The sequence below is a fragment of the Sphingopyxis macrogoltabida genome, from assembly GCF_001307295.1.
GTDB lineage: Bacteria > Pseudomonadota > Alphaproteobacteria > Sphingomonadales > Sphingomonadaceae > Sphingopyxis > Sphingopyxis macrogoltabida_B.
Genome location: NZ_CP012700.1, coordinates 874,379 through 900,156, shown reverse-complemented (window position 1 = coordinate 900,156; position 25,778 = coordinate 874,379). Strand labels below are relative to the sequence as shown.

General features: G+C 67.5%; 20 protein-coding genes. 7 read left to right on the top strand and 13 right to left on the bottom strand.

The genetic code is table 11. The features are described from left to right. Positions 1-86 precede the first annotated feature (86 nt). The 9 genes from AN936_RS04160 to AN936_RS04120 form a co-directional block, all read right to left on the bottom strand. Positions 87-677, bottom strand: a complete 591-nt coding sequence (locus tag AN936_RS04160; RefSeq protein WP_054587030.1) for a methylated-DNA--[protein]-cysteine S-methyltransferase — start codon at positions 675-677, stop codon at positions 87-89. Positions 678-744: 67 nt separating this feature from the next. Continuing rightward, a complete protein-coding gene (fahA, locus tag AN936_RS04155; RefSeq protein ID WP_054587029.1) occupies positions 745-2,055 on the bottom strand; it encodes a fumarylacetoacetase in 1,311 nt (436 codons plus the stop codon). Between the two features lie 98 nt (positions 2,056-2,153). After that, positions 2,154-3,044 (bottom strand): ROK family protein, encoded by an 891-nt coding sequence (locus AN936_RS04150; protein ID WP_054587028.1) that lies wholly within the window; start codon positions 3,042-3,044, stop codon positions 2,154-2,156. Positions 3,045-3,205: 161 nt separating this feature from the next. After that, complete coding sequence (locus tag AN936_RS04145) at positions 3,206-4,150, bottom strand: alpha/beta hydrolase fold domain-containing protein (RefSeq protein ID WP_054587027.1); 945 nt, start codon at positions 4,148-4,150, stop codon at positions 3,206-3,208. A gap of 4 nt (positions 4,151-4,154) precedes the next feature. After that, positions 4,155-7,382 (bottom strand): amidohydrolase family protein, encoded by a 3,228-nt coding sequence (locus tag AN936_RS04140; protein WP_149037587.1) that lies wholly within the window; start codon positions 7,380-7,382, stop codon positions 4,155-4,157. A gap of 45 nt (positions 7,383-7,427) precedes the next feature. Beyond that, positions 7,428-8,204: a pyrroline-5-carboxylate reductase gene (proC, locus tag AN936_RS04135; RefSeq protein ID WP_054587026.1), complete on the bottom strand. Its 777-nt coding sequence runs from the start codon at positions 8,202-8,204 to the stop codon at positions 7,428-7,430. Further along, positions 8,204-9,472 (bottom strand): amidohydrolase family protein, encoded by a 1,269-nt coding sequence (locus tag AN936_RS04130; protein WP_054587025.1) that lies wholly within the window; start codon positions 9,470-9,472, stop codon positions 8,204-8,206. The genes proC and AN936_RS04130 overlap by 1 nt, the downstream gene beginning before the upstream one ends. 2 nt (positions 9,473-9,474) lie before the next feature. After that, positions 9,475-10,860, bottom strand: coding sequence for an amidohydrolase family protein (locus tag AN936_RS04125; protein ID WP_234715740.1), 1,386 nt, complete (start codon positions 10,858-10,860; stop codon positions 9,475-9,477). Continuing rightward, positions 10,860-11,462 carry an FMN-binding negative transcriptional regulator gene (locus AN936_RS04120; protein WP_054587023.1) on the bottom strand — a complete coding sequence of 201 codons (603 nt, stop codon included), beginning with the start codon at positions 11,460-11,462 and terminating at the stop codon, positions 10,860-10,862. Before AN936_RS04120 ends, AN936_RS04125 begins: the two co-directional genes overlap by 1 nt. Positions 11,463-11,691: 229 nt before the next feature. Between AN936_RS04120 and AN936_RS04115 the strand changes: the two genes are divergently transcribed. From AN936_RS04115 to AN936_RS04085, 7 genes are all read left to right on the top strand, one after another. Then, positions 11,692-13,134, top strand: coding sequence for a PLP-dependent aminotransferase family protein (locus AN936_RS04115; protein ID WP_234715739.1), 1,443 nt, complete (start codon positions 11,692-11,694; stop codon positions 13,132-13,134). 94 nt (positions 13,135-13,228) lie between these two features. Next, positions 13,229-13,726 (top strand): hypothetical protein, encoded by a 498-nt coding sequence (locus AN936_RS04110; protein WP_054587021.1) that lies wholly within the window; start codon positions 13,229-13,231, stop codon positions 13,724-13,726. Continuing rightward, a complete protein-coding gene (locus AN936_RS04105; protein WP_234715738.1) occupies positions 13,684-15,390 on the top strand; it encodes an amidohydrolase in 1,707 nt (568 codons plus the stop codon). Before AN936_RS04110 ends, AN936_RS04105 begins: the two co-directional genes overlap by 43 nt. A 164-nt stretch (positions 15,391-15,554) precedes the next feature. Further along, the gene (locus AN936_RS04100; protein WP_054587020.1) at positions 15,555-17,729 is read left to right on the top strand and encodes a TonB-dependent receptor; all 2,175 of its coding nucleotides are present in this window, start codon (positions 15,555-15,557) and stop codon (positions 17,727-17,729) included. Positions 17,730-17,869: 140 nt separating this feature from the next. After that, positions 17,870-18,961 carry a PepSY-associated TM helix domain-containing protein gene (locus tag AN936_RS04095; RefSeq protein ID WP_084758165.1) on the top strand — a complete coding sequence of 364 codons (1,092 nt, stop codon included), beginning with the start codon at positions 17,870-17,872 and terminating at the stop codon, positions 18,959-18,961. Positions 18,962-18,963: 2 nt separating this feature from the next. After that, complete coding sequence (locus AN936_RS04090) at positions 18,964-20,241, top strand: putative porin (RefSeq protein WP_054587018.1); 1,278 nt, start codon at positions 18,964-18,966, stop codon at positions 20,239-20,241. Further along, a complete protein-coding gene (locus tag AN936_RS04085) occupies positions 20,241-21,437 on the top strand; it encodes a carbohydrate porin (RefSeq protein WP_084758164.1) in 1,197 nt (398 codons plus the stop codon). Before AN936_RS04090 ends, AN936_RS04085 begins: the two co-directional genes overlap by 1 nt. Positions 21,438-21,446: 9 nt before the next feature. Here AN936_RS04085 and AN936_RS04080 read toward each other — a convergent pair whose 3' ends face one another. The 4 genes from AN936_RS04080 to AN936_RS04065 form a co-directional block, all read right to left on the bottom strand. Continuing rightward, on the bottom strand, positions 21,447-23,480 hold the full coding sequence (locus AN936_RS04080) for a TonB-dependent receptor plug domain-containing protein (RefSeq protein ID WP_054587017.1): 2,034 nt from the start codon (positions 23,478-23,480) through the stop codon (positions 21,447-21,449). 140 nt (positions 23,481-23,620) lie between these two features. Further along, a complete protein-coding gene (locus AN936_RS04075) occupies positions 23,621-24,727 on the bottom strand; it encodes an HlyD family secretion protein (RefSeq protein ID WP_054587016.1) in 1,107 nt (368 codons plus the stop codon). Further along, positions 24,724-25,140: a PaaI family thioesterase gene (locus tag AN936_RS04070; RefSeq protein WP_054587015.1), complete on the bottom strand. Its 417-nt coding sequence runs from the start codon at positions 25,138-25,140 to the stop codon at positions 24,724-24,726. The genes AN936_RS04075 and AN936_RS04070 overlap by 4 nt, the downstream gene beginning before the upstream one ends. Continuing rightward, positions 25,137-25,724 (bottom strand): TetR/AcrR family transcriptional regulator, encoded by a 588-nt coding sequence (locus tag AN936_RS04065; RefSeq protein ID WP_054587014.1) that lies wholly within the window; start codon positions 25,722-25,724, stop codon positions 25,137-25,139. Before AN936_RS04065 ends, AN936_RS04070 begins: the two co-directional genes overlap by 4 nt. Between the last annotated feature and the right edge of the window lie 54 nt (positions 25,725-25,778).

Genomic DNA, 25,778 nt, shown 5'->3' with positions numbered 1-25,778 from the left:
CCCCGCGATGGCAAGGGACCTTGGCCCGGGATTTTCCACCAGGCCGTAACGGCGATCGGCCGGACCGATACGCGCATCGCCGGTCATTAGAAGTCGAAACCGGTCTGAGCATCGTCCCGACCGCGCGGCGTCTTTTTCGAGGGTACCGGCGGCGCGACCGTCACCCCTTCGAGTTCGAGCATCCGTGCTTTCGACAACGATCCGCCGGGCGCGGAAAAGCCGCCGATCTTGCCGCCGGCACCGGTCACGCGGTGGCAGGGGACGATCAGCGGGATCGGGTTGCCCGCCATCGCCTGTCCGACGTCACGCGCAAATTCGGGACCGGCGCCGAGCGCCTTTGCGATGGCGCCATAGGTGGTCGTCTCGCCCCACCCGAGATCGCGGACGCGGGCGTAAACCTGCCGGAAAAAGGGCTCCTGCTCGCCCATGTCGACGGGCACAGCGGCGAAATCGACTTTCTCTCCGGCGAAATAGCGTTGGACAGCGTCGACGATGGCCGCGACCGGCGGCGGCGGCGCGGACCGCAACGCGCCGGGCAGGCGGCGGAGCAGCGCCCGCTCTGCCTCACCCGCACTGGCGGCGGGCAGGCGAAGCGCCGAAATCCCCTGATCGTTCCAGCCGAGCGCGACGAACCCAGCCACGGTTTCGAACAGGTGATAGAAGTTCTGCCTTGTCATTCGGCCTATATTTTATCGCCGCCGGCCGAATGCAACACCGGCTCTGACCGGCGCGCGGTGCCGCTTGTCAGCCGACCGCCGGCAACACCACCGCGCGGCAACTGCCGAAACCGATCGGGGCGTAGCCGTCCTTGCGCGCGCGCGCCGACAGCAATATCTCGTCGCCATCCTCGACAAAGCGCCGCGTTTCGCCGTTCGGGAGCGCGACCGGATCGCTGCCGCCGTGCGTGATTTCGAGCAGGCTGCCGAACCCGTCCCTGTCGGGGGCCGAGATCGTCCCGGTGCCAAGCAGGTCGCCGGCGTTGAGGTTGCAACCGCCCGAAGCATGATGCGCGACCATTTGCGCGACCGTCCAGTACATGTTCGATGCCGGCCCGCGGCTCAGCCGGTGCGGTGCCAGACCGGCGGCGCGCATCGCCCCGGTCAGCAAAGAGACTTCGAGTTCGAGGTCGAGCGCCCCGCCCGCCTGATCGGCCTCATCCCACAGATAGGGCAGCGGCTGCGGGTCGCCCGCGGGGCGCGCCGGCTGCGCGCAGCGAAACGGCGCCAGTGCCTCCGCCGTCACCACCCAAGGCGAGATCGTCGTCTGGAAATTCTTGGCGAGGAAGGGACCGAGCGGCTGATACTCCCACGCCTGGAAATCGCGCGCCGACCAGTCGTTAAGCAGGCAGAAGCCCGCGATATGCTCGGCCGCCGACGCGATCGGGATCGTCGTGCCGAGCGCATTGCCCGCGCCGATCCACACCCCCAGTTCGAGTTCGTAGTCGAGCCGCTGCGACGGCCCGAAAGCGGGCTCCGCCGCATCGGGCGCCTTATGCTGGCCGAGCGGTCGCACCACCGGCACGCCAGAGGGCCGGACCGACGAGGCGCGGCCATGATAGCCGATCGGCACATGCTTGTAATTGGGCAGCAGCGGATTGTCGGGACGGAACAGCGTTCCGACATTGGTCGCATGATGGATGCCGACATAGAAATCGGTGTAATCGCCGATCATCGCAGGCAGGTGCAGTTCGCAGTCGTCCGCCGGATGCAGCGCCGGTTCGACGGCGGCGCGATATTGCTCGTCGGACAGTAGTTCCGATAGCCGCCGGCGAAGTGTCACCCGCATGGCGCGCGGCAGCGCGAACAGGGCGTTCAGCCTGTTCCCGCCGCACGCCGGGACGACGTCGGGGGGCAGCATCGCCGCGACTGCCGCGAGGTCGAGAATCTGGTCGCCGATCGCCACCCCCGCGCGCGCCGCGCCGTCCCGTGGCGAGAAAATGCCATAGGGCAGGTTCTGGACCGGGAAGTCCGGGTGGCCGTCGGCGCCCGGCACCCAACTCGTCCGCCGGGCGTCATGGGTCTCGTCGATCGCGTGGCGATCGGCTGCATCGATCATGTCAGTCGCCTATTTAGTTTCAATTGAAACCATATAGGCGGGCCGTGAAACGCGTGTCAACGACCGCGTACAGGGTTGGCGTGTGGCGGCGTTGCGGCCTATTTGCCCGCTGCGGCCCGCGCCATCAGCATCGCGCCCTCGAGCCCCGCGTCGGCGAGCGCCGCCGGCACCAGATAGGTCGCCGGATCGATGTCGGCGGCGGCGCCATAGGTGCCGAGTTGCGCCTGCAATTCGGTGCGGACGGCATCGATAAGGCCGTGGGCGCGAAGCACGCCGCCACCCAGTACGATGCAATCGGGCGACCAGGCGAGCGTCAGCGTCGCGCAAAGCTGGGCGAGATAATCGGCGGCCAGCGCCAGCACGTCGGGCGCATCGGCAAGATCGGCGATATCGCCCAGCCGGCGCCGGATCGCGGGCCCCGCAACCAGCCCTTCGGCGCAATCGGCATGGAAGGGGCAACTGCTGGCGAAGGCATCGCCCGGACGGCGAACCAGCCGGATATGCCCGATTTCGGGATGCGGATTGCCCTTGAGCGTTTCGCCCGCGATCGACAGCCCACCCCCGATGCCGGTGCCGACCGTGACATAGGCGACGAGCCGCTGGCCGCGCCCGGCGCCGACCTGCTGTTCGGCGAGCGCCGCCGCATTGACGTCGCTGTCGACCAGCACGGGAGCGCCAAGTTCTGCCGCAATCGCGCCGCGCAGGTCGTAGCCCGACCAGCCGGCCTTGGTGGTGGCGAGCATCCGGCCGTAGCGCGGGCTCGCCGGATCGACGACGATCGGGCCGAAACTCGCCACCCCGACCGCAGCGAGCGCCACGCCGGGGGGCATCGCCTGGCGAACCGCGCCGGCCAGCAGGGCAACCGAGGCGTCGGGCGTCGCGGTATCGAACCGCCCTTCCCCGATCACCGCGCCTTCGGCGTCGGCCAGCCGATAGAGCAGCTTGGTGCCGCCGGTCTCGATGGCCGCAATGAGATGCTTGTGGGTCATAGCGAAGCGGGGCGCGCGCCCGGATCGCGCGGGAAACCGAGCGGGGCAAAGTTCATATCCGCATCATCCTCGTCCGTGGGCTCCGGCATCGCCGCTACGCGATAAAGCGTTTCCCGTCCACGAAACGGCGATGGTGCAACCTTCTAATGCCGATGGGCAAATCAGCCCAGCCGGTCGCGAATGAAGGTGGCGCCGTCGCGGATCGCTTCGCGCGCCACCGCCGCGACCGACATCGCCTCGAGGAAGCTGTGCGTCGCCCCGGCATAGATTTTCGCCATCGTCGCGACGCCCGCCTGCTCGAGCCGCGCTTCCATCGCCAGCGACTGTTCGGTCAGCAGGTCGCATTCGGGGATGACGAGGAACACGGGCGGCAGACCGGCAAGGTCGGCATGGATCGGACAGGCGAAGGGATCGCGCTGGCCCGCGTCCCAGTCGGCGAGGTAATTGACGTAATAGCTCTGCGCCTCGGCGCGATCCATGATCGAACCCGGACCGCCGAAGCGTTCCTCGGCGCGATCGGAGACCTCGGGCGTGAAATAGCCGTAGTTGGCAAGGATCGCCCGCACGAGGCCGCCTTCGCCGCGCTCGCGAAGGCGAAGCGTCGTCGCAAAGGAGAGATTGGCCCCCGCGCTGTCGCCGCCGAGCGCGAGCCGCGCCGCATCGACGCCAAGCTCGCCGCCATGCGCCTTCAGCCACAGCAACAGCGCCTCGATGCGATCGAGCGCGACGGGATATTTATGTTCGGGCGACAGCGGATAATCGACGCCGATCACCACGAACCCGCCCGCCGCCGCATATTCGCGCATCAGCCGGTCGTGCGTGTCGATCGAGAAGAGCGTGAAGCCGCCGCCGTGCAGGTAAATGAGCGCCGGGGCGGGCCTCGCGGCGCCTGCGGGGCGATAGACCCGGATGCGAAGTTCGCCCGCCCCGGGATCGAAGGTCCGTTCGAGCGTCTCGGCCATCGCGGGGCCGCCCTCGGTCCAGCGCGCCCGCACCTTTTCGGACACGGCGCGCTGTTCGGGAAAGCCGAGGTCGCCAAAGGGCGGGTGCGCCGCCCAGCGCCGCTTCATTTCATCGAGAAAGGCCTGGATTTCCGGATCGATCACCGCACTATTTCCCTTCCGCCACCGGCAGCCAATGGCTTGGACGCTGTTCACCCGCGAACCAGCTCGGCGGCGACTTGCGCGCTTCGGGCCACAGTTCATCGAGCGTATCGGCATCGAACAATTGCCCGCCGCGCATCACCAGCTTGACCGACCGTGTGTTACGGATGTCGGCCAGCGGATCGCGTTCGAACACGACAAGGTCGGCATATTTGCCCGGTTCGAGCGTTCCCATGTCGCCGAGGCGGCCGATCGTCTCCGCCGCGCCCGCGGTCGCGGCATGGAGGACCGCCATCGGCTTCATGCCGCCGAGGGCATGCGCTTCGAGCTCGTAATGATAGCCGATACCGGGGTCGTCGCCGTGCGACCCTATCCCCACCAGGGCGCCGTTTTCGGCGAGCCGCGCGGCGTCCGCCGCCAGCGCCGGCAGGCGCGAGGCATCGAGCGAGCTCCATTCGCGATGCGCCAGCTTGTGCGCGATCGCCGGCGGCGACCAGAAGCGCTTGACCTTGGCATCGAGCGCCGGGTCATATTTGGCGACAAAATAATGGCGCGCCGACGGCCCGTTGGTGTCGATGAGCAAAGTCGCGACATAGCTCGTCCGCATGAGCCGGTAGAGGGTCAGCACATCCTCCTGGAACGGCGAGATCGGCAGCGCATGCTCGTTGCCGGCATAGCCGTCGATGGCCTGGGTCAGCATCAGCTTGGGGTTGAGGCTGCCCTCGGTCGTCGGCAGCAGGCCGAGTTCGCGCGCGGCGATCGCGATCCACTGACGCACCGTCCGGCTCTCGCCGCGATATTGCTTGATGTTGCGCAGCCCCCAGGCGTCGCGATAGCGGCGCAGCACATCGCGCACCTGATCGAGCGAGGTAAAACGCTCCTTCGAGAAGAGCGCCGGCCCCGTGGAGCGGAGCCGTGGCCCCACGACCAGTCCGGTATCAATCAGATCCTGATAGGCGATCTGGTCGATGCCCAGCGTCGAGGGATCGAAGGAGGTCGTAACGCCGAAGGCCAGCCGCGCCCGCAGCCCCCATTCGTCATAGCCGATGACGTTGCGGCGGACGCCGCCGATATGGTCATGGTCGTCGATGAAGCCGGGCCCCACCGTCTGGCCACCGAGTTCGCGAGTCGGAGTTGCGGCCGGAATCTCAAAGCTGCCGCGCGGCCCGATCGCCGCGATCCGGTCGCCCTCGATCAGGATATCGGCGTCGTCGATCACCCGGTCGCCGTCCGCCATGGTGAGCGCGCGGGCGCCGCGCAGCAGCAAGCGACCCGTGGGCCGCGCCCGCGGCAGTTCGGCGACCAGTTCGATCCGGTCCTTGGGCGCCGCCGCGGCGCCGGGTCCGGGCAATATCTCGACATAATTGCCGACCGACCAGAGCAGGCTGCTGTCACGGCGCCAGTCGAAGAAATCGGCGCCCATCGTCGTGACCTTGCGCGCCGGGTTGCCGGACGCCGTCAAGTCGATCGTCCCGCCTTCGGACGGCGGCACGGGCATCACATAAAGCTGTTCGCTAGTCTGTGCGGCAAGCCATTTTGCGTCGGGGCTGATGCGAATGTCATCGGCGGCCGCGAGCTGGTCGGTGAAATAATAGCCCTGCCCCTTCACCGATGCGACGGAACGCCGGGCGCCCGAAGCCAGATCGATGGCGACGAGACCGGTGTCACCGAGCAGAAAGGCGGTGCCGTCCTGACCGTCGACGAAATGCGGGCGGCCGCCGAGCTGTCCCGACGCAACGACGCGCGCCGTTCCGCCACGCGCCGGAAGGGCGACCAGTTCGGCAGGCCGTATCGTCCCGAACTCGAAGCTCGTATGCTGGCGCGCCGCGGCGGGCGAGCGCACTGCAAGGATCGACCGGCCGTCGGGGGTGAAGGCCGGATGGGTATAGAAGGCGGGGATGTCGCTGATCTTTGCGGCTTCCCCCGATCCGTCGGCAGCGATCGTCCAGATCGCGCCGCCCGCCGTCTCGCTCCAAGTCACATAGGTCAGGCGCTTGCCGTCGGGGCTCCACGCCGGCAGCGACGCCGGATCGCCGCTGATCGGCAGGCGCAGCGCCTTGCCGCCATCTAGCGGCTGGACATAGAGGCTGCCGAGCGCGGCAAAGACGACGCGCGCCCCGTCGGGTGACGGCGCGGTTCCCTGCGGCAATTTCGCGCGCACCGCGCCCGTTTCCTCGCGAAAGGCGATCCGCGTCGTCGGCCCGACCGCAAGCTGGAGCCGCGCGGTGAACGGAATGCGCGATGCCGCCGAGCCGTCGACCGGCCGGCGCTCGATCTTGCCGTCATAGGCGATCAGGACCGCCTTGCTGTCGGGGGTGAAGGCATAGCGCGGGATCAGGTCAAGCCACGCCGCGCCGTTCATCAGGTCGAGCGGCGCCGGCCCGAGATCGCGGTCGATGCCGGTCGCCAGCTCACGGACGCGCAGGTTTGTCCGCGCCATCTGCCGCGTCGCATAGGCAAGCAGCTTGCCGTCCGGCGAGATCGCCGGGCGGAAAAAGGTTTCGCCGCCGGCTTCGCGTCCGCCCGAGCTCTCGATCACGGTCGTTTCGGCGCCGGTGGCGATGTCGCGACGGACGACCGTCCACGACACGGGTCCGTCGAACGAAAGATCGCCGGTCTGCCGCGCATAATAAAGATATTTGCCGTCGCGCGACGCCGAGGCGCCGAGCGTGCTTTGCCACGCCGAACGCGGCGCATCCTCGGCGGGCCTCGCAGGCGCGACGAGTTCGCCGGGCGATCCGTCGACCGGATGGCGCCAAAGTTCGTAACGGTCGATTCGGATGCGATAGCGGCTGACATAGACCGACTTGCCGTCGGCGCTCCATTCGGGCGAGGTGCGCACCTCGCCCTCGTCGCCGGTGCTGATCCGCCGCGCGCCGCTGCCGTCGGTGCGCGCGATCCAGACATTGTCGCCGCCCGACCGGTCGCTGACATAGGCGATCCATTTTCCGTCGGGCGAGAAGGTCGGCTGCACCTCGAACGCCATGCCGGTCGTGACCGGCACCGCGCGGCCGCCCTTTGCGGGCATCGCGTAAATCTCGCCGAGCATGTCGAAGAGGATCGTCTTGCCGTCGGGCGAGACGGCGAGCGACATGAAGGTGCCACTCGACACTTCATAGTCGAGCGTGCGGGCGGGCTGCATCGGCAGGCCGCCGCCTTCGTCGGCATGCAGGGCGGGAACCGCTAGCGCGAATGCCGCCGTGAGCCCGCACATCGTCCGAACCATGTTCCTCATCTCGCCTCCCCGTCCAAGCCCGGTGTCACCGAAGGACCGCCGTCATCAACCCGCAAGTTCGCGCGACCGCGTTGCCGCCGCGTCGACGACCGCACGCAGCAGCCGATCGATCGCCTCCTTCGCATCCATCTGCGCCAGTCCGGCCGCGGTTGTCCCGCCGGGGCTGGTCACCTGTTCGCGGAGCCCCGCCAGCGGCGACGGATCGGCATCGGCCAGCGCCGCCGCGCCGGTGAAGGTGGCGCGTGCGAGTTCCATCGCGAGCGGCGCCGGCAATCCCGCCGCTGCTCCGGCGGCCGCGAGCGCTTCAGTGAAACGGAAGAAATAGGCGGGACCGCTGCCCGACACGGCGGTTACGGCATCGATAAGCGCTTCCTCGTCGAGCCAGACGACCGCGCCCGCAGGCGCGAGCAGGCTATCGACCGCCCCCTGATCTTCAACCCGCAAATCGGGGCCCGGTACCACCGCGCTGATTCCCCGGCCAATCGCGGCCGGCGTGTTCGGCATCGCCCGCACGACGCGGCCGGTGCCGAGCGCCGTTTCCAGTCGCTGAAGTGTGATCCCCGCCATGATCGAGAGAAAAAGCGCGCCGCGCTCGGCGAGCGGCCGCAGCGCCTCGGCGACCGCATCGAACGTCTGCGGCTTGATCGCAAGAACGACCGACAGCGGTCCGTCGATCACGATATCGGCGAGCGATGCGACGCGCTCGGCTCCGTCGGGCAGGTCGGCAGCGAGCGGATCGTGGACGAGCACGCGGCGACTGCCGACCCAGCCGCGCGCCATCGCGCCGCCCATGCGTCCGCAACCGATAAGGAGAACCGTCATCAGCGAACCTCCCGATACCGCTCGGCGAGCTGGTCCTGCCGCGACCGGATCGCCGTCTCGCGGCCTTCGACGATCACCGAGCGCGCGTTGGTCGAGGGCTCGAGCGGGTCGCCGTCCCAGATCACGAGATCGGCGTCGGCGCCCGGCGTGAGCCTGCCGCCGCCGCAGCCCCATATGGTGAGCGGATTGACGGTGACGGCCTTCAGCGCCTCCACATAAGGCAGGCCGTTGGCGACCGCGATCCCCGCCCCCTCGCGAAGCCCCATGCCGGCATTGTAGTTGGCGTGAATCACCCCGCCAGCCTGCCCCACCGCAACCATGACACCGGCTTTGGCGAGCAGCGCCGCATTATCCTGCCGCGCGCCGAGCTGGTCGAAATTGAACGGCAGGTTGACCTGCGGGTCGACGATCACCGCCACCTTGGCGGCGGCGAGCTGGTCGGCGACGCGCCATGCCTCTGCCCCGCCGACGATAATGACGCGGATACCGAAATCCCCGGCAAGCGCCGCCGCCTGACGGATGTCGGACTCGCGATGCGTCTGGATCGCCAGCGGCACCTCGCCGCGCAGGACATCGGCAAGCAGCTCCTCGCCGCCATGGCGTCCGCCGGGCCCGCCGCGCGGCGGCGGCGATGGACGCTTGCGATCCTTCTTACCCCCAGCGGCGGGGGGACCATCGGCTTTGCGTTTCGCCTCGGTGAGAGCGTTGCGAAGACTGTCCCACTGCGCGGCGCGCGACCCGATCCGCTCCCATGCGCCGCCACCGATCACCGTATAGACCCCGACGTTGGCGACATCGAGGATATCGACGCCGTCGCGAAGCCGCGCGAGGGCGGGTTCGCCGTTGAACGGCGCGCGCCGCGACGGCGACGGATAGACGAGCGCGCGCGTCAGACCGTCGGCGCGCGCGAGGCTGACCAGCGTCGAATTGCCGTTGAGCGCGCGGCTGACGTCATAGCCCGGATTGCGATCGTCGGCCGAACTCGTGTCGACGGTATCGGATGAGCCCGCGACCTCGACGAGGCCGATCTGGGTCGCGCCGTTGACGAGGCCGGGGGTCACCGGCTTGCCGTGCGCATCGATGACGCGCGCGTCTGCCGGCGCCGCACCGCCCGCCGCGACCGATACGATACGGCCGTTCTCGATGACGATCGTCGCGTCCTTCACCGGCGCGTCGCCTTCCATCGTCCACGCCTCGGCATGGGTGACGGCGAGCGTCTGCGCCGCGGCGGGCATGGCGACGGTGAGCGCAATCAGGCTGACGAACATCTTCACGGCCGTGCTCCCCCACGCCCGAGTTCGAAGTCCGAAACCGGCCCCGCCGGCGGCTTCGCGCGATCCCACGCCACCGCGCCGCCGATCAGGACAAGGTCGGCGTGCGTGTAGATGCTGAACGGGTCGCCCGACCACAGGACCAGATCGGCCTGCAATCCCGGCGCGATGGTGCCGACCTGCTTGTCGAGCCCGAGCAGCTTCGCGGGGTTACCTGTCGTCCATTTGATCATCCGTTCGGGCGGGATGTCGACGCCGATGCGGCGGCCGGCAGCGGCCGCCTTTGCTGCGGCAATGTTGAGCCGCTGGCCGTCGGCGGGCGAGTCCGAATGCATCATCACGCACACCCCCGCCTGTTCGAGCAACGGCGCCTCGGCACGGATCGCGTCCTGCGCCTCGACCTTGAACCCCCACCAGTCGGCCCATACCGCCGCGCAGGTGCCCGCCTCGCGCAGCAGGCCGGGGATCTTGTACGCTTCGGTCGCATGATGGATCGCACCGATGCGAAAGCCGAATTCCTTCGCGACACCCAGCGACGCCGCGATATCGCCGGCGCGATAGCAATGAAGATTGACGCGGACGTCGCCCGCAAGGATGCCGGCCAGCGTCTCGAGCTTGAAATCGCGCGGCGGCATCGCCCCCGCTCCGGCGCGCGCCTGCTCGACCGCGCGCTTGTAGCGCTGCGCGTCGGCGAACTGCTGCCGCATATAGGCGATGACGCCCTGCCGGCTCGTCGGCCCTTCATTGTCGTCGTCGGCGCCCCAGCTCTTCGGATTCTCGCCGCACGCCATCTTGAAGCCCTGGATTCCGCCGGCCGCCTTCATGCCCCACACGGTCGGCGCGCGGACCGGCTTTACGACGACCGAATGGCCCGCGAAGATCGGCGTCGATCCGGGGAGGATCTGGAGCGTCGTCACTCCGTTCGCCAACGCCCGGTCGAACGCCATGTCCTGCGCATTCACCGCCGTCTCGATCCACGTGTCGGCGCTGTTCGGTGTCGCGACTTCGGCGACGTCGGAGGCTTCGCTGTCGATTTCGGTCAGCGGCAGGACATAGGTTCCATCGTGGCTGTGCACGTCGATCACCCCGGGGGTGATCCAGCGGCCGGTGGCATCGACCTCGGGCACGCCGGGGTTCGCCAATTGCTTGCCGACCGCCGCGACCTTGCCGCCGCGGACAAGGACGTCGCCGCCGTCGATGCGCCCCCCGGCGCCATCGAGGATGGTAGCGCCGCGGAGCAGCATGTCGCTGGCCACCGGGGCCTGATAGCGGCTCGGATACGGATCTTCCTGCCAGGGGAGCGGCGCCGATCGCTGCGCATCTGCCGGCGCTGCGAACAGCAATGCGCCCACCATGACCGAGAGACCGAGCTGCCGCATCCTCATCATTCCCGCCCCTTGTTGAACCGCCGCATCCATGCCGTCGTCGGTGCGTCGGGCAGCGTCGCCACGATCGACGCGAATGTTTCCGGCTTTTCGTCCTGCCCCAGCTTGAACTTGCCCGACAGCGAGGTCACCGAGGCTCGGAAGCCGATGATATGCCCGAGCATCGCCTGATATCTTTTGCCGAGTTCTTCGACGTTCCACGGCTCGGCACGCTCCGCTTCCATCGCCTCGACGAGCAGTTCGAGCGACCATTCGGTGAGCGCGATATCGAAGCGGACCTCGGCGCCGATCCTGAGCTGCGCATAATTCCAGGTCGGACCCCAATTTTTGAGCCCGGCATGTTCGGGGCTGACATAGGCGTCGGGTCCCTTGAACAGGATCGTCGCGCGCGGGTCGGCCTCCAGCGCCGTCAAAAGCGGATTGGAGCGCATCAGGTGACCGACCAGTTCGACGAGCCGGCCGTCCGCATCGAAGACACCGACCAGCGGCAGCAGGCTTGCCTCGACCGCGCCTGCCGGCCCGCCGCACACCCAGGCGAGCGGATATTGCTCCACCAGCGCGCGAACGTCGGCATTGTCGAATGTGTCGAAGAGCCCCACCATACCCCCTGAAAAATCATGCGAAACCGAAAATCATCGCCCGCCTGCGGGCACACCGGTCCCGGCACCGATACGCTGATTGTTCCCCAGCCTTGGCACTCCGGCAAGCACCAAAAACGAAAAGCGCGGGGGACCAGTGACGGTTGCAGCCCGGAAAATATCGCGATAGACTTGGCCCCATCGTTCACGAAAATTTTCCGGTGAGACAGGTCCAATGCTGCGTCCCTTACAAGTGAGCCTGGGCGAACGGATCGATCCGTCGCGCGACGTCCCCATCTATATGCAGATCATCCAGGCGGTGATCCGCGACATCGAACGCGGCCGGCTGGCATCGGGCACCTATCTGCCGAGCAGCCGCGAACTGGCGCAGACGCTGGGGGTCAATCGCAAGACGGTGGTGATCGCCTATGAGGATCTGATCGCGCAGGGGTGGCTCGATTCGGCGGGCACCCGCGGCACGATGGTTGCCGCCTCGCTTCCCGATCCGGTCATCCGCCACCATGGCGAGGCCGAAGCGACGATGAGCAGCGCCGTCATCGACTATCGCTTTGCCATGCCGCCCGAACGGCCGCTCGCGGTACCGGGCGGGCCGGGGCTCAAGGTCGACGAGGGCGCTCCGGACGGCCGCCTCTTTCCCGTCGAGCTGCTGGCGCGCGCCTACCGGCTGGCGGCGCTCCGCGCGTCGCGCGACAATGGCTTCCAGTATCGCGATCCGCGCGGATCGCCCGCGCTGCGCGAAGCGATCGCCGCGATGCTGCGGAGCCAGCGCGGCGTGCCGGTCAGCGCGGAAAATATCTGCATCACGCGCGGCAGCCAGAACGGCATATTCCTCGCGGCGCAGGTCCTGCTCGGGCGCGGCGATTCGGTGATTGTCGAGAAACTCACCTACGAACCCGCGGTCGCCGCATTCCGCGCGCTCGGCGCCAATATCGTGCCGGTGGGGCTCGACGAGGACGGCATCGACATCGACGCGGTCGAGCATGCCTGCCGCCGCAACGCGGTGCGCGCGGTCTTCGTGACGCCGCACCACCAGTTCCCGACGACGGTGTCGCTGCGCCCCGAACGCCGGCTGCGTCTTCTCGACCTCGCCCGCCAGTTCGGCTTTGCGATTATCGAGGATGATTATGATCACGAGTTCCACTTCGAATCGCAGCCATTGCTGCCGCTCGCGGCCTATGGTCCCGGCCATGTCCTCTACGTCGGTTCGATGTCGAAGCTCCTCCTGCCCGCGCTGCGCATCGGCTATGTCGCTGCGCCGCCCGCCGTCGTCGAGGCCATTGCGCACCGCGTGTCGCTGACCGACGGCATGGGCAATGCGCTGACCGAGGATGCCGCCGCCGAGTTGATCGAAAGCGGCGAACTCCGCCGCCACGGCCGCAAAGTGCTCCAGATCTATGCGAAAAGGCGCGCCAATTTCGCGGCCGAAATCGACCGCACGCTGGGCGACATCGCCGAATATCGCCTGCCCGACGGCGGCCTTGCCTTCTGGCTCAAGGTCAACACCGACCTCGACAAGATGGAAGTACGCGCCGCGGCGATGGGGCTTCGCTTTGCCTCGTCGCGGTCCTTCATGACGACCGACGATGCGCCGCGCGGCCTGCGCATCGGTTTCGCCAGTCTCAATGCGCACGAAGCGCGCACCGCCCTGTCGGCGCTTCGCGAGGCGGCGGGATAGTTCTTCCGACTGGCCCCCTCCCTCTCCCGCTTATTGGATGTTTTGCGATCCACCCCGGAAGCGGATCGTGCGGCCGGTTCAGGAGGGAGATATCATGAAATACGCATTCGCCTTGACGATCGCCGCAGCGGCCCTGCCGTTCTCCGCCGGCGCGCAACAGACGCCCGCCGCCGCCGCGACCCCGGCCGCGGCCGACGCGCCCTGGCCCGAAGCGTGGTTCGAAATCTTCAAGCTGGCGCCGGGCAAGCAGGAACAGTTCATCCGCGAACTCGCGCTCGCCGACGAAGTCGCCGCCGCCGGCGGCTTCCCGCCGACGCAGCTCTTCTTTCATGAAAATGGCGCCGACTTCGACGTCATCCTGTTCAAGCCGGTGACCGGCGTCGAACCGACCCCCGAACAGGCGGCGGCGATGGAGCGGAAAAGCAAGGAACTCGGCCTGCCGAGCGGCCCCGCCTATTTCGTCAACATCCGTGCGCTTGTTGCCGAACACACCGATTCAAAGACCTATGGGCCCCTGTCGGCCGCCGTCTGGCTCGCAAGGCTCGACACATGGCGCGCCGCGAATCCGCCGCGCAAGCCGGCGGGCAAGTGATGCTCGGCCGCCGCACGCTCCTCGCCCTCGCCGGCGGCACCGCTGCGGCGGCCGCCACGCGCGCCTTCGCCCACGCCGAGGGCGACCTCGACGCCGCCTATATCAACGCGGCAGTATGGACGGGGGCCGGCCCCACGGCGCGCACCGATGCGATCGGCATCATCGGCGACCGGATCGCCGCGATCGGCGCCGACGCGGTGCGCGCGCGGACCGGCAAGCGCACGCAAATCGTCGACCTTGCCGGCGCATTCGTCACACCGGGCTTTATCGACCCGCACGTCCATTTCGTGACCGCGTCGACGATGCTGTCGCAGCCTTCGCTACGCGACGCCGCCAATCCGCAGGAATTCGTCGCCCGCATCGCCGCGGCGGCGAAAGCGCTGCCCAAGGGCCAGTGGCTGGAGGGCGGCAACTGGGATCAGGACCGCTGGTGCGGCGAGATGCCGCACAAGGACTGGATCGACGCCGTCACCCCCGACACACCCGTCGCGGTCATCCGTTACGACCTTCACATGCTGCTGCTCAATTCGCTTGCGCTGAAACTGGCCGGAATCGACCGCAACACCCCCAACGTCCCCGGCGGCGTGATCGAACGCGACGCCAAGGGCGAACCGACCGGCATCGTCAAGGACGCCGCGAAGGATCTGGTCGTACGCGCGATCGGCGCACCTTCCGAAGCGCAGATCGACGCCGCGACGCGCAAGGGTATCGAACTTGCGCTGAGCAAGGGCGTGACGCAGGTCCATCCGACCGAACTCGAAACGATCAGCTTCGATTCCACCCGGCGGCTGCGCGCGCTCGGCGAGACGGGGCTGCGCTTCCGCCATTATCTGCCGCTCAAAGACTGGGAGGCGCAGGTCGCGCTCATCGCGGAACAGGGGCGCGGCGACGACTGGGTGCAATGGGGGGCGTGCAAGGTGGTGTTCGACGGTTCGCTGGGATCGCGAACGGCGCGCTTCTACGAACCCTATAGCGACGATCCGACGACGCGCGGCATCGTCGTCACCGACCCCGCCGATCTCCGCCGCTGGATCGAAGGCGCCGACAAGGCCGGGCTGCAGGTGACGGCGCACGCGATCGGCGACGAAGCGAACGATATCGTGCTCGACACGATGGCGGCGGTGGCCAAGGCCAATGGCCCGCGCGACCGTCGTTTCCGCATCGAACATGTGCAGCATATGAAACCGCATGCGATCGGCCGTTTCAGGGAACAGGGCATCATCGCGTCGGTGCAGCCCTATCATGCGATCGACGACGGCCGCTGGGCGGTGCGACGCATCGGCGAGGAACGGCTGAAAACCAGCTTTGCCTACGGATCGCTCGTTGGCTCGGGCGCGCATGTCTGCATGGGCTCTGACTGGCCGGTCGCGCCGATCGATCCGCTCACCGGGCTCGACGCCGCGGTCAATCGCGAAACGCTCGACGGCCAGAATCCGCAAGGCTGGCACCCCGAACAGCGGGTCACTCTCGCGCAGGCGATGCACTGCTACACACAGGAAGGCGCCTTCGCCGGGTTCAACGAAAAGAAGCTCGGCCTGATCGCGGCTGGCTTTCTCGCCGACTTTGTGGTCTGGGATAGCGATCTATTTGCTATCGATTCGCATTTACTTGTGAAGACCAAGGCATTGAAAACGGTCGTCGGCGGGATTGTCCGGTTCGGATAGTCCGGTCGCAAACCGAAAACTGGACCCGCCTTGGTCCCCAGTCGCTACGCAAATTGGATGTTTTACGGCCCAACCAGGTCAAACATGTTACGGTTCTGATTATGGGCTTGGCAACCGCCTCGCTCGATCGGACGGGAATTCGGACACCATTCGGGGGAAATATCATGGTTGCAATTCGGGGCATCGTTCGGGGGACCAGCCTCCTGACGCTGGGCGCTACGCTGGCGGTTGCCGGGCCGGCTTTCGCGCAGGATGCGGCGGACAGCGAAAGCATCGTCGTCACCGCGCAGCGCAACAACCAGACCAAGGTGACCGGCGGCGGCAATGTCGGTGTCTTCGGCACCAAGGCCGCCGAAGATATCCCCTTCAACATCCGCAGTTACAACGAGGCGCTGATCCTCAACCAGCAGCCCGACACGTTGGGCGAAGTGCTGGAAAACGACCCGACGGTCCGCACCACGCTGGGCTTCGGCATCGCCGGCGAAGTCTTCGTCATCCGCGGTTTCGAACTGGATGCAAGCGACGTCGGCTTCGACGGCCTCTACGGCATCACGCCGCGCCAGCTCGTCGCGCCCGAACTTTTCTCGTCGGTCCAGGTCATCAACGGCGCGAGCGCCTTTCTGAACGGCGCCGCGCCCGGCGGCAGCGGTATCGGCGGCAGCGTCAACCTGATCCCCAAAATGGCCGAGCGCGACATGACCCGCGCAACGCTCGGCTACACATCCGCCGCGCATTTCTCGGGTGCGGTCGACGTTGCCCGCCGCTTTGGCGCCAACGGCGAATGGGGCCTCCGCGTCAACGGATCGGCGCGCCGCGGCGATATCGCGATCAACGACGAATTCCACTCGAGCTATGTCCTCGGCGCCACGCTCGATTACAACAATGGCCCGCTGCGCAGCTCGCTCAACCTCAACTACCAGCGGCTCAACCAGTCCTATTGGCGCGGCCAGGTGGGTATCGGCGCGGTCATCCCGCGCGTGCCCGATGCCGACACCAACTATTCGCAGCCGTGGAGCCAGATTCTGACCAAGGATTTCTTCGGCACCTTCAGTCTCGAATATGACGTGTCCGAAGAAGCGATGGTCTATGCCAAGGTCGGCGCCCGCGACGGGCGCGAGGATCAGACGACCGCCAGCATCACCGTGCTCGACGCAGTGACCGGTGCCGCCACCGGCGCCGGCTCCTACGTCCCGCGCGAGGACAATAATGAATCGGCCACCGCCGGCATCCGCATCAAGCTGGAAGGCGGCGGCATGAGCCACGAGGTCAACGCCGGCGTCGCGGTAAGCTGGCAGGTCAATCGCAATGCCTATGATTTCGATTTCATCGGCTATGCCACCAACCTCTACGATCCCGTCGTCGCACCGCGGCCCATCCCCAACCAGTTCGTCGGCGGCGACCTCGACAATGTGTTCCCGATCGGCCGCACCCGCGTGTCGAGCGCCTTTTTCTCGGACACGCTCGGGCTGTGGGACGACCGCATCCTGATCACCGGCGGCCTGCGCCTGCAGGAGATCAAGACGACATCCTATTCCTACGCCGACGGCTCGCGCACCGGCGGCTACAAGGAATCGGCGATAACCCCGGTCGTCGGCCTCGTCATCAAGCCCGTCGAGGGTCTGTCGATCTACGGCAACCGGATCGAGGGTCTGCTGGCAGGCTCCACCGCGCCGCCGACGATCGACGACGGCCAGGGCGGCTTTCTCCCGGTCGTCAACGGCGGCGCCGTGCTGCCGCCTGTCAAGTCGACGCAATATGAAGTCGGCGGCAAGCTGAACTTCGGCCGCTTCAACGCGGGTCTCGCGCTGTTCCGGATCGACAAGCCGAACAGCTTCGTCGACCCGGTCACGCTGATCTATGGCAATTACGGCGTGCAGCGGAACCGCGGCATCGAGCTCACGCTCGACGGCGAGCCGGTCGACGGCCTGCGCATCATCACCGGCCTGACCATCAACGATGCCAAGCTGCGCCGGACCGAAGGCGGCATCAACCAGGGCAATGACGCGATCGGCGTGCCCGAAGTGCTCGCCAACGCCAACGTCGAATGGGACCTGCCGTTCCTGCCCGAACTGACGCTGGTCGGCCGCGTGGTCTACACCGGCAAGCAGGCAGCGAATGCGACGAACACGCTCGAACTCGATAGCTGGACCCGCTTCGATCTCGGCGCGCGCTATGTCGCGCTGGTCGGCGAAACCCCGCTGACGCTGCGCTTCAACGTCGATAACGTCGCCGACAAGCGCTACTGGGCTTCGGCCTATAACGTCTTCAGCGCCTTCGGCACCCGGCTGCTGCAGGGCGGCCCGCGCACCTTCAAGGCATCGGCCTCGATCGAATTCTGATCGGACATCATCGATGTTCCAAAGCCCGGCCGGCAACAGCCGGGCTTGTTCTTTGCCGGGCCAAGCATAGATGCTTGGACCCATCGACATAGCGAAAAGTGGATGTTTTTTGGACCGCGCCGGCGCGGCAACAAGCGAGGATGACCGAAACATCCCGCACGACGCGACCGCCGCTTCGCCGGCAGATATTGACGGCGCACCGATGGCTCAGTCTTGGCGCCGCCCTCTTCTGGCTGCTCCAGGCGCTCACCGGCATCCTGATCGTCTTTCACTGGGAGATCGGCGACGCGGCGCTGAGCGATATCCACCGCAAGACCGATCTCGCCGCGATCGAGCGCCGCATCGATGCGATCGCACCTGCCGGCGGCGACAGGACGGTGACGACGATCTGGACAACCGCCGGATTGCCCGACCGCTACACCGTCTATTTCGACGAAGCGGGCGGCGATGGCGGCAAGGTCCGCATTGCCGGCGACGGGACGGTGATCGACATGCCGAAGCCGGACGAAACGACGCTGATCGACTTCCTCGTCGGTTTCCATCACGACCTGCTCGGCGCATGGGGGAGCTGGATCGTGTCGATCAGCGGCCTGCTGCTTTGCTCCAACCTCGTCCTCGGCCTCGTCGCCGCATGGCCGCGGCGCGGGACGTGGCGCACCGCGCTCATCCCGGCGCGGCGCGGTCCGGCGGCGGCGCGGCTCTATTCCTGGCACCGCGCGGTCGGCCTGTGGGCGGTGGTTCCGGCGCTCGTCATCGCCGCGACCGGCACGATGCTGAAATTCGAAGACGGTGTCGGCACCGCGCTCGGCGCCGAAAGCGTCGCCATGGCCGCCAATCCGCAGACCGGCGCCCGGGTCGGCTTCGCGGCGGCGGCCGGCGCGGCGCTCGGGGCGATCCCCGGCAGCAGCCTGACCCAGGTCGCCTGGCCCGAAGCCGACGACGCCACCTATCGCATACGCGTTCTCGCGCCCGGCGAAATCCGCCGCGCCTATGGCGGCAGCATCGTCCTCGTCGATGCCAATGACGGCGCCGTCCGGGGGGTATTTCCAATCGCCGAAGCCGAACCCGCCCGCGCTTTCATGAGCGCATTGTTCCCCATCCATACCGGCGAAGCGGGCGGCCTGATCGGACGGCTGCTGTCGGTCGGGATCGGCCTGTGGCTGGTGACGATGATCGTCGCCGGCCTGCTGCTTTGGTTCAAGCGCCGCAAGCCGGCGACAAGGAAGAATTGATCATGAAAATCCGCGCTCTCCTCCTCGCCGCGACGGCGCTGTCGATCGCGCCTGCGGCCCAGGCGCAGGAGGACCGGATCGGCGCGCTCGAACGCAAGCTCGCCGAGCAGCAGCAGCGGATCGAGCAGCTTGAAAGCCTCGTCGCGCGGCAGTCGCAGATGCTCGAGCAGGTCGGCACGACCGCCCCAGCACCGCCGGTCGCGCCGCCACCCGTCGCGGCGAGCACGCCGGCCGCAACCGCCGCACCGGCGGCGCGCGACGAGTTCGGCATCGCGGGCCTCGACGTCAGCGGCGACATGCGCGTGCGGCAGGAGTGGAATTACGGTACTGCGCGCGACCGGTCGCGCAGCGCCGTCCGCGCCCGCCTCCGTGCCACGTACAAGATCGACGACCATTTCGCGGTCGGCACGCAGATCGCGACGGGCGATCCCGACGACCCCAATTCGACCGACGTGACGCTGGGCAATTTCGTCGACGACTTTGCGGTCGCGCTCGATCAGGCGTGGGTGCGCTACACCAATGGCGGCCTCACCGCCTATGCCGGGAAATTCCCGCAGATATTCCAGCGCACCGACATGCTGTGGGATGGCGACGTCTCGCCGCAGGGCGTCGGGGCCAGCTATGGCGCCGGCCTCGGCGGCGCGCGTGTCGACGCCCGTGGCATCTGGTTCGTCATCGATGAAGCCGCAGTGGCACGCGACAGCGACATGCTCGGCGGTCAGCTCGCGCTCTCGGCGCCGCTCGGCGCGACGCTGAAGGCCGGGCTGACCGGCAGCTATTATCACTACCGCCTCGGCTCGGTGGCGGGCGCCGATGCCGGGGATTTCCGCGGCAACCTCATTTCGGGGGGCCGCTACCTCTCCGACTTTCACCTGATCGAGGGCATCGGCACGCTCGGCTGGTCCGGCCTGTCCGAACGCTGGCCGCTGGCGTTCACTGCCGATTATGTGAAGAATCTGGGGGCAGCCGTCGCCGGCGATACCGCATTCAACCTCGAACTGGCTGCGGGACGGACTGCCAAACCCGGCGACTGGCGCATCGCCTATAATTATTCGGAAGTTCAGGTGGACTCGGTGCTCGCCGCGTTCAGCCACGACAATATCGACCTGTCGACCAACTACAAGCTGCACGGGGTCGGCATCGGCTATGTCCCGGCGCCGCATCTGCAGCTCGATCTGCTCTGGTATCATTACCGGCCGCTCGACCCGGCCTATGCCGGCGCACTGCCGCCGCGCGAGTGGCTCGACCGTATCCGCCTCGCCTTCATGGTCAGCTTCTGATGCTGGCGCTCGCACTTGCGCTTTCCAGCGCGCCGGCAGCCGATGCCATTGCCCCTCATGCCGCCGGCCACGCACCGCACGGCCATACCCATGCCGGTGGCGAGATCGACGAGGATCAAGGCCCGGTCCTGCTGCAACTGACCTACACCGGCGAAGTGATGGGCAATGTGTCGGGCGGCGTGCGCAAGGGCGCGCGCTATCTGGACAATCTCGACATCGTGTTCGAGGCCGATCTGGAAAAGCTCGCCGGCTGGACGGGCGCCCAGCTCCATCTCTACGGCCTCTACAACAACGGCCGGTCGATCAGCGCTTTCGCCGGCGACACGCAGGCGATCAGCAATATCGAGACCGGGGTTTCGGCGTTCCGCCTCTACGAGGCATGGATCGACCAGAAGATCGGCGAGCGCATCTCGGTGAAGGCGGGCCTCTACGACCTCAATTCGGAGTTCGACTCGCTCGATGCCGCCGGGCTGTTCGTCAGCAGCCCGCACGGGATCGGCACCGACTTCGCGCAAAGCGGCCGCAATGGCCCGTCGATCTTTCCGAGCACCTCGCTCGCCGCCCGCTTCCAGGTAGAGCCGGCCGAAGGCTGGGCGGTGCGCGCGGCGGTGCTCGACGGCGTACCCGGCGATCCCGACCATCCACGGCAGACCGCGATCAAACTCGGGAATGGCGACGGCGCGTTGCTGGTCGGCGAGGTGCAAGCGCCGCTGAAGGGCGGCAAGCTGCTGCTCGGGCACTGGCAATATACTGCGGCGTTCGAGCCGAACGACGGCGGCGCCGCGGCGACAGGCAATAGCGGCACCTATTTGCGCGGCGAGATGCCGATCGTCGTGCAAGGCGAACGCCGCGCCGATCTGTTCGCACGGGTCGGCACGGCAAAGGGCCGGTTCAACATGTTCGACGCCTTTGCCAGCGGCGGGATCAAGTTCGCCGGCTGGATCCCCGGCCGCGAGGAAGATGAATTCGGCCTCGCCGTCGCCGCAGCCTTCACATCGGACAGCTATCGCGCGGCGGCCGGTGCCAGCGCCTCGGAAATCGCGATCGAGGCGACCTATCGCGCGCCGCTGACATCGTGGCTGACGCTCCAGCCGAGCCTCCACTATATCCGGCGTCCGTCGGCCGACCCGACGATCCCCGATGCCTTGGTCATCGGCCTCCGCGCCGAGACAAGCTTCAGCCCGATCGGGTTCTGATCCCGCGGCTCAGCCGCCGAAGCTGCGCTGGATATTGATCCCCGCATAGCGGCCGCTGCGCAGCGTGCGGACTTCGCGATAGCGAAAGGCGCTGTCGCCGCGAATGCCGGTATAGATATCGCGCGTCCGCTCCGCGGCGCTGTCGGTCAGGTTGCGGCCGAAAAGGCGGATCGTCCAGCGCGCGTCGGGCTTATATTCGACGAACAGATCGAGCCGCTCGCCGAGCCGCTCGGTCTCGATCTCCTCGATCTTGAAGCTGCGCTCCTCTTCGGCGACGACAAAACGGCCGCCCCACCGCAAGTGCCAGGCGGGGAGGTCGTGCGTGAGGCTGATCTTCGCCTCGATCGGAACATCTTTCGAGATACGCCGCCGTTCGCCGGTCGACGGATCGGTCGCGCGGCTCCGCCGCGCCGTCGCATCGGCGGTGACGAGGACATCCTTCAGCCCCGCCGCGTCGAGCGGCAGTTTGAGCGATGCTTCCAGCTCGTCGCGGCGCGCGCTGCCGATATTGCCGACCCCGTCATAGATGGCCCCATCAGCGAAGATCGGAAGCTGGTCGACCAGATCCGATATCCATTCGCGGCGCGCCGTCAGCACGACCGAGCCGGCGCCGAAGCGATGTTCATAGGCGGCCTCGGCACGCCACAGCGTCTCGGGCTCGAGGTCGCGGTTGCCGGCGCTGATCGTCCCCGCGTTGAGCGACGCCGCACCGACGAAATCGTCGAAGTCGAGCTGCCCGACCTCGCGTTCGACGAGGAGCCGGATTTCGTCATGGGCGCCCGGCGCCCAGTTCAGCTGCGCGCGCGGTTTGATGAACGCCAGCGATTTGGCAAGATCGCTGTCGCCTTTCTGCGCGAGGCGCGAGATTTCGTAGCGGATGCCGGCCTCCGCGGTCAGGTGCGGGCCGAGCGTCCAGCTCGAATTGGCGAAGAATTCGCCGCGATGCTCCTCGACGCGCACCTGCGCATTGGGGAGCGGCACCGCGACGTCATCCTCGAACAGCAGGTTGCGGCTGTCGAGAATATTGATCGCCCCTTCGCCGCCGATTTCGAGCGCCAGCGCGCCGCGATGATGCCGCCACGCCGCGCGCAGGATCGATTCGCTGCTTGTCGCGCGCTCGTCCGCCAGGTCGCTCGACGTACCCGAGATTTCGCGATCGATCCCGGTTTCGCGTTCGGCGCGATGGTTGGCGACCAGTTCGATATCGTCGGCCGCGCCCAACGCGCGTTCGTAACGCAGCCCGGCTTCCCACGTGCGCGTGTGGTTGCGCTCGCTGCCGGTGATCGTTTCGGGTTCGGGAAAGCGAATGTCATAGCCGATATCGGCGAACATCCGCACATCCTTGAACAGGCCGTTGAGGCGCAGCGTGCCGCCGAACAGCGGCGTGCGATAGCCGGCGCTCGTTTTGATCACCGTCTCGCCTTCGGGCTGCGCATAGCCGGCCAGGCGCAGCGGCGTGCCATCCGCCGCGAAGCGGTCGCGGGTGCCGAAGCCATGTTCGTCGTCGATCGTCCGGTAAAGTGCGCCGAAGAAATTGAGGACATGGCCGCCACGGTCGAGATCGAGCTGCACCGACCCGCGCGGCGCGCTGTACCCATGGCGGTATAACGCATTTTCGGCCTCGACCCGGCCCGCAAGGCGGCTGTCCGAACGCAGGACGACATTGGCGAGCAATGCGAAGCCCTGCATGTCGATACCGGGCGTCCCGGGGCGAACGAGTTCGATGCGCGCGACACGCGCCGCCGGAATGCGCTTCAGCATATCTTCGAGCGTTTCCGCCTTGCCCACCGGACGCTGGCCGTCGATCAGGATATTGCCCGCTGCGCCCGAATAACCGCGAACGTCGGTATTGCCTTCGACGAGCCGGAAGCCCGGCAGAATCGCCAGCATGTCGAAAGCCGTCGTCGGTTGAACGCGCGCGAAATATTCGGGCGTATAGGCCGTGCGGCCTTCGCTCGTCGTATCCTGCGCGGCCGCGGGAAACGCCAGGGCGGGCGCCGCGAGCAGGATGCCCAGGGCAAAGGAGGCATGATGAAGGCGCACCGGCGGTTCCCCGTTCGTCGGGAGGACCGTCCTCCGCTGCGCGTTCTATGCAGCGATGTCGCTGACGGGAGGCCCGCGGACGATGTCAGGCTGGTGTCAGCTTCGCCCGCGCTCGGCCGCCGCCGGCCGGATCGCCCGCGCTATCTGAGCCGCACCTTAGCGGTCACCGACAGGCCGGGGCGGAGACGCTTCACCGCCTCCTGCCCGGGATCCAGGCGGATGCGCACGCCGACGCGCTGGACGATCTTGGTGAAATTGCCCGATCCGGGCTCGAACGGCAGCAGGGTGAATTCGCTGCCCGAACCGGGCGCAAGGCTCTCGACCGTGCCCGCCAGCGTCTGCCCCAGCGCATCGACATAGATGTCGGCTTTCTGCCCCGGCCGCATTTCGCGCGTCTGCGTTTCCTTGAAATTGGCGACGACATAGATCGAACGGAGCGGCACGACCGACAGCAGCCGCGAGCCCGGCTGGACATAATCGCCGACCTGAATGCGCCGGTTGCCGACGACGCCGTCGATCGGGGCGACGACTAACGTATGGTCGCGGTCGAGCCTCGCCAGCGCGAGCGCGGCGCGTGCCTTCGCCGCCTCCGCCTCGGCCGCCTTGACCTGCGCCGCGAGGATCGGGCCCTTGGCGCGCGTCACCGCCGCAGCCTCGACGCTGGCGCCGAGATCGGCACGCGAACGGCGCGCAGCCGATGCCGCGCCGACCGCGGTTGCCGCGACCTGTTCGGCATCGCGCTTCGTCACGAAACCATCGCCGAGCAGCGCATCGTAACGCCGCCGGTCCGCGGCCGCGCGGGCATATTCGGCATCGGCGGCGGCGATCTGCGTGTTCACCGAACGAATCTGCGCCGCCGCAAGCTTATCTTCGGCGCCGAGCGAGGCATAGGTGGCGCGCGCCGTGGCAACCTGCGCGTCGGCGTCGGCGACCGCTGCCTCGGCAGCCAGGACACGCGTGTCGTAATCGCGGATATCGATGCGGACGAGCGGATCGCCCGCCTTCACCGCCTGATTGTCGCGCACCAGCACCGCGGTGACCAGCCCGCCAACGCGCGGCGCGACCTCGCTCGCATCGGCTTGCAAATAGGCGTTGTCGGTCGATTCCGCCGTGCGCGGCGCGGTCAGCCACCAGATGCCGAGCGCCGCTAAAGTCAGCGCTAAGAGGCCAACTTTCCATGCCTTTTTCGGCAAAGCAATCCGGCGGGGGACCGCCGTATCGACCTCGATGGCGACCGGCGCGTTCATGCGCCCATAACCAGCAGCGTCGAGCTCGCGGTAGCGAGCAGCCGCCCCGCTTCGTCGGTCAGGCTCGCCTCGGTATAGGCAACGCGGCGCCCGATCGAGATCACCCGCCCCTCGGCACGCACCGTGCCGGTCGTACCCGTCATCGCCTTCAGATAGCTGGTCTTGAGTTCGAGCGTCGTCATCGCCTGATCGTCGGCAAGCTTCGTCACCACTGCGATGCCGCAGGCGGAATCGAGCAAGGTCGCGGCATAGCCGCCGTGCACGGTCCCCATCGGATTATAATGTTCGGGCCCCGGAACGCCCTCGAACGCCGCCCAGCCGTCGCCGGCATCGACAAGCCGGAAACCCAGCGTCTCGCCGATCGGCGGCGTACCGCCCGACGCAATCAACCCCTGCACCTTCGCGAGCGTCATTGCGCGGCCTCCAGACCGTAGCGGGCGACGATGCTGGCGTGCGTGTCGGCGAGCAACATGTCGGACAGCACCGGATCGCCCACCGCGCGCGCCAGCGCCACCCCGCCGACGAGCTGCGCCAGCAGCGCACGCGCCTCGCTCGCGGGATAGCCGAGCTGTGCCAGCGGCGCGGCAAGGCGGCCTGCGATCCCTTCGACCCCAGCGCCGAAACGCTCGCGCGTTGCCGGCTGTGCACGCGCGAAATCGCCCGACAGCGTCGGCAGCGGGCAGCCCCGGTCGCGGCTGTCGCGGTGCGCGGGCGACAGGTAAAAATCGACATAGGCGCGCAGCACCTGCCGCGGATCGCCCGCCGCATCGATCTTTTCAGTTCGCGCCCGCGCGTCGGCGAACATCGCCCCGATCGCTTCCTTCACCAGCGCGTCCTTCGACGCGAAATGGGCGTAGAACCCGCCATGGGTCAGTCCCGCGCGCGCCATGATGCCCGCCACCGCGACATTGTCGGGGCCCTTCGCCCGAATTTCCTTCGCGGCCTCCTTGAGCACGCGCTGCCGCGTCTCGGCCTTGTGTTCGGTTGAATAGCGCACTTGCGTCTCCTTTTATATGACGCATATAATATAAAGACGACAGGACACAAGACC